Source organism: Desulfosarcina sp. (assembly GCF_046496365.1).
Taxonomy (GTDB): domain Bacteria; phylum Desulfobacterota; class Desulfobacteria; order Desulfobacterales; family Desulfosarcinaceae; genus Desulfosarcina.
The window spans coordinates 1-5,189 of the sequence record NZ_JAWOHB010000008.1 but is presented as its reverse complement, the minus strand read 5'-3'; the positions used below and the strand labels follow the sequence as shown (position 1 = coordinate 5,189).

The window sequence follows — 5,189 nt, the reverse complement described above, 5'->3', positions numbered from 1 at the left end:
CCGTCGGGAAAGATCGATCAACAGTTCCCAGAAGCTGTCCCGCGCTACCGGATCGACCCCGGAGGTCGGTTCATCCAGAATCAGCATCTCGGGTTCATGGAGAACCGCCACCGCCAGAGAGAGCCGCTGCCGCAGGCCCATCGGCAGCTCTTCGGCCAGGGAGTCGAGATGGGGGGCGAGCCCGAACTTTTCGACCAGTTCCCGGATGCGCGCTTCCGCCTTTTCGGGCGGGATATGGTAGAGACGGGCATCCAGGACCAGGTTCTCGCGCACCGTCAGTTCGCCATAGAGGGAGAAAGCCTGCGTCATGTAGCCGAGGTTCTTGCGAACTTCGATGCTGCCGGCTTCGACCGACTGGCCGAAGAGGGTTGCACTTCCTTCGGTGGGGGGCAGCAGCCCCGTCAGCATCTTCATGGTGGTCGATTTCCCGCAGCCGTTGGAACCGAGGAAACCGAAAATCTCCCCCCGCTCAATAGACAGGGTGACGTGGTCGACAGCCGTGAAGCTGCCGAAACGGCGCGTCAGGCCCTTGGCGTCGATGGCAATTTCCGTGTGGCCGGAGACCCGCGGCGGAATCGTCAGTTTGGTGTGCCCCCGACGTTTTTCCTCCGGCAACAGGGCGATGAAGCACTGTTCAAGGTCGGAAGTCTTCGTCTTTTCCATCAGTTCCGCCGGTGTTCCGGTCGCCAGCACCCGTCCGGCGTCCATGGCGATGATCCAGTCCCACTGCTGGGCTTCGTCCATGTAGGAGGTGGAAATGACAACGCTCATGCCCGGCCGGTTGGTGCGAATATCGTCAATGAGGATCCAGAACTGCCTCCGGGAGAGAGGATCGACGCCCGTGGTAGGCTCATCGAGAACGAGAAGATCTGGTTCGTGGACGAGGGATCCGCAGAGCCCCACCTTCTGTTTCATCCCGCCTGACAACTTGCCTGCGGGGCGGTCGGGGAAGGGGCCGAGTCCGGTGGCATCGAGCAGTTCCATGACACGGGTCGAACGCTCCCCAGCGGAAAGGCCGAAGAGGCGCGCCATAAAATCGACGTTGTCGCGGACACTGAGTTCCAGGTAGAGATTCTGGCCCAGGCCTTGGGGCATGTAGGCGATCCGGGGGCAGACCCGTTGACGGTGGTGGAGGTCGGCGATGTCCCCATCCAGGACGGTCATCTTCCCCTGCTGCAGCTTCTTGGAGCCGGCCATGAGGGCCATCAGTGTCGACTTGCCAACCCCGTCGGGGCCGATGATGCCGACCATGAGGCCCTGGGGGACCTCCAGGGAAATGCCGTTGAGGGCCGCGACGCCGCCATAAAGATGGGTGACCTCTCGGATGGAGACCACCGGTTTGCCCACGGCTGGGGATAAAGATGCATGAGAAGCGGAGGATTTCATGAATCAGACTTCCTGCATGCCCTAGTTGAAGAGGGTTGGATTAAAGGTTCCGCGAATTTTGGACATGAGTTTCTCTACCGGCGTTTAAAACGGGTCATTCGGGGGATCTGCCGGTCGGCCAGCTACAGGCCACGGCTGGAAAAAGCCGGCAATTTTTGGGGCGCCGCCGGCGGCAGGGTTTGCGGCAGCGGGGCCGGGGGCAATAGGTTGCCCCAGTCGGTCCGTTTCTTCATCTCGGCGAGCGTGCTTTCCGCCAGGATCGGCTCGCCCTGGCGGAGCTCCCAACCGCCGCCCAGAGCTTTGTAGAGGGCAATTAGATTTGTGGCAATGGTGGAACGGGCCTGCGCCAGGTTGTTTTGCTGCTGCAACAAGACACGCTGCGTATCCAGAACGCGCTGATAATCTACAGCCCCTTCCTTGTATTGCGTCAGGGCGATCTCCACCGAACGCAGGGCGGAAGTAACCGCTTTCTGCTCCCGTGCCGACGTTTCCTGGGCTTTGAGAAAACCGGTAAGGGAGTCTTCCACTTCCTGGGTTGCCGTGAGAACGGTGTTCCGGTAATTGACGAGCAGTTCCTGGAAACGGGCGTCCTGGATGCGCACATTGTTTTTCAAACGGCCGTAATTCAGGATGGGCCAATTGAGCTGCGGCCCGAAGGAATAGAAAAAGCTGCTGCTGTCAAAGAGATCGCCGAAGTTCGCCTTGCCGGAAGCCGCCCCACCCTGGATGCTGGTCTGGTACCCGAGTTTCCCGAAAAGTGAAAAGCTGGGGAAGAGATCTGCTTTGGCAATGCCGATGCGGGCACATTGAGCTGCGGCGGCCAGTTCGGCGCTGCGGATGTCGGGGCGTCGCCTCAGCAGTTCCGCCGGGACGCTGACCGCCACTTCCACAGGCGCCGTGGGAATGCCCTGGTGCTCGGTCAGGAAGGTCTGAACGATGCCCGGCGGCTGTCCCAGTAACGTGGCCAAGGCGTTTTGGGACTGCTGGAGCTGGGTCTGGAGTTGGGGGATGGCGGCGCGCGTGCTCTCGAGCAGGGTTCGCGCCTGGGCCACATCGAGTTCGGTGGTAACCCCGTTGCGGAACCGGGACTCGGCGATTCGCAGCCCCTCTTCTTGGACCTGGACGTTTTCTGACGCCAGATCAATCAGCACCTGGTAGGTGCGGATAAGGGTGTAGGTGCGGGCGACCTCGGCGGTGAGGGAGACCAGTGCGTCGTCGTAGTCGGCCATGGAAGCGATCAGGCCGGCGCGGGACGCTTCCACATCTCTCCGGAATTTACCCCAGAAATCCAGCTCCCAAACCGCATCAAAACCCAACTGATAATCCCAGTGATTGCGATCCACGCTATAGCTGTTGGGGGCATATCGGCTGAGACCCATTTTGGTTCCGCTGCCGAAGGCTTCCTGCTGTTGGGGAAACTGACTGCCGATGGCCAGGCCCAATCGGGCCCGGGATTCCATGATCCTCAAGGCGGCGATCTGCAGCGGCAGGTTCTGCCGATAGGCGGCCTGAATCAACCGATCAAGGGTCGGATCGTTGAAGGCCTGCCACCAGCGGCTGTTTACTGCGGTCTGGGTCACCACCCTCGGATCGCCTTTGCCGCTCCAGTGTTCGGAGACCGGGGCGTCTGGTTTTACGAAGTCCGGACCCACCGCGCATCCCCCAAGCGCCACTATCATGGCCAGCACAAAAGCTGCACGGGAAAGGGTCAGAGGGACTCGGGGCATCCTGGGCTCGGTATTGTCATGGATCCGCATCAAGGCTCTCCTTGGATGGTTTGTCTTTCAGGCTGTTGAAAGCTGCCCTTTTGATCCTGAAGTGACCTCTCGTAAGGCTTTTAAAAGCTTCCGGGGATTGAACAGGTTAGGTTTTTCATTATATCCGGCCCTTGCCTGAGAGACACGGTACACGGTTTTTCAGCAATCCGCTACGGCCTGGCATCCGGCTTCTTGTCCGCGGAGCCCGCCAGGTTCTGGAGCCAGGCCGGCCAGACAGCGGATTCATCCAGTTTTACGTATCCGACCCCCCGTATCCCGGTCTTGACCTGTTGGATGTGGGAAATAACCAGTTCTTCTGGCACCTTGAGCTTGACGCGAAACATCAGCTTTTCCCGCTCGCTTTTGGTCTCGACCTGTTTCGGAGTGAACTGCGCCTCCGGTGATACGAAGCTGACGTATCCGGCGGCGGCGCGACCCGGGGCGCTGTCCACTGTAATCCGTGCTTCGGCGCCGATCTTCGCCTTGGTCGCCTGTTCGGAAGGGAGAAAAATCTCCATATAGATGTCTCCCAGGTCGACCAGCGTCAGAACCTTGCCGCCGGGAGCCACCACCTCGCCGACTTCCGCCAGGCGATATAGCACTCTGCCCCGCACCGGGGACTTCAGCGTCGCATCATCGATACGGGTCTTGATCACAAGGACGGCGTCCTGGGCGGCTATGACCTCCTGCTTTGCAGATTGGAGGCGGGCTTCCTCCTCCTTGAGCTCTGCCATGGTGGTTTCCAGCCTTGTCCTGGAGAAATCGTATTCCCTTTGGGAACCGGCGCGTTCCTCGACCAGTTTCCGGTTTCGTTCCACCTCTATTCTGGCCAGTTTGATCTGGCTCCGGCTCCTCGCTATTCCGGCGTCGGCGATGGCCACGCGCTCCCTGGCCGAAGCTACCTTGGCTTCGGCTTCGGCCATCTGGGCATCCAGCGTGACTGTGTCAAGCCGCACCAGCACCTGTCCCGGTTCGACGAGATCGCCCTCGTCAACTAAAATTTCCTTGACCCGAAGCGATTCCTTGGCGGCGGAATCGACCAGTTTGGCCTCGATGCGGCCATTCCCCGAAGCAATCCCATCAGGGAGCGAGCTTTGCATCGATTTCCAATACCGGTAACCGAAAAACCCGGCGCCAAGGACGGCTACCACCAGAACGATCTTTAACAGCGACTTTTTTGAAATGGTTTCGGACATGGTAGACTCCTGCGATTTCATCGTTAATTCGTCACTGATTATCCTCGGTGACCACCCCCTGTTCACCAGCGCCATTCATGGCATCGGGCCTCCATCGATAGGGTGGCCTTCGACGCGGCCAGATACTATGTTGCCGCAGTTCACGTGTTTGGGGCTCTTCCGAGATGGTCCCGGAGCCGCTGGAGATCCGAGGCCCACAGCGATGCCATCCTAAATGTCACCCTTGGTCCCGATGCAAGTGGCTGATGACACCCGGCCGCGACGGACAACCCTGGTTCTTCCAAATGCCGTATAGCCACGAGTCTTTTCACCGTTGACCTACCGTCATGAGGCTCCGGTCGATGTGGTTGAGTTCCAATTCCGCGTGGGGAGACGAGGGCTGTTGACTGCAGATCGCAGTGGTAGCGCATGACTTTTTGATGGCTCGGGAGGAATCACCTTGTCCGCGACTTGCCTGGGCGATCTCGGCATTACACATTCGTTCCGTTCCGTCTTGCTTGGTGTTGGTGGGGATACAACCATTCTGACCGAGTTCGAGGCAATGTGACGGTCCGTGCCCGATGACGTTTTCGCGCGCCTTGATGCTCAAAGCCATCCGCAGCCTGGTCACCGAACTGAGCTGGGCCAAAAAACTCAAACTCTGGCTGATCATCGACGAGGTCTCGCTGCTGCACATGGAGTTCCTGGCCGAAGTCCATACCCTGCTGCAGTTTGAAAAAGACGCCAAACCATTTTTGCCCCTGGTGCTGGCCAATTCGAGATCCCCCTCCAGCAGCTCGACCAGAAGGCCTTGAAACTCGCAGTTCCGGATCAGCCAGCGCTGGCGCAACAACTCCTTCACGGGGCTGGG

General features: G+C 59.6%; 4 protein-coding genes. 1 reads left to right on the top strand and 3 read right to left on the bottom strand.

The genetic code is table 11. The annotated features are described in order from the left end of the window. The 3 genes from R6V78_RS00335 to R6V78_RS00325 form a co-directional block, all read right to left on the bottom strand. Window positions 1-1,386: ATP-binding cassette domain-containing protein (locus R6V78_RS00335; protein ID WP_410287323.1), on the bottom strand; the 1,386-nt coding region annotated here is incomplete at its 3' end. A gap of 122 nt (window positions 1,387-1,508) precedes the next feature. After that, window positions 1,509-3,143 (bottom strand): efflux transporter outer membrane subunit, encoded by a 1,635-nt coding sequence (locus R6V78_RS00330; RefSeq protein ID WP_410287322.1) that lies wholly within the window; start codon window positions 3,141-3,143, stop codon window positions 1,509-1,511. Window positions 3,144-3,313: 170 nt separating this feature from the next. Then, entirely contained in the window at window positions 3,314-4,339 is a 1,026-nt protein-coding gene (locus R6V78_RS00325; RefSeq protein WP_410287321.1) for an HlyD family secretion protein, read from the bottom strand. A gap of 560 nt (window positions 4,340-4,899) precedes the next feature. Between R6V78_RS00325 and R6V78_RS00320 the strand changes: the two genes are divergently transcribed. Further along, window positions 4,900-5,133, top strand: a complete 234-nt coding sequence (locus tag R6V78_RS00320; protein WP_410287320.1) for a hypothetical protein — start codon at window positions 4,900-4,902, stop codon at window positions 5,131-5,133. Window positions 5,134-5,189 lie beyond the last annotated feature (56 nt).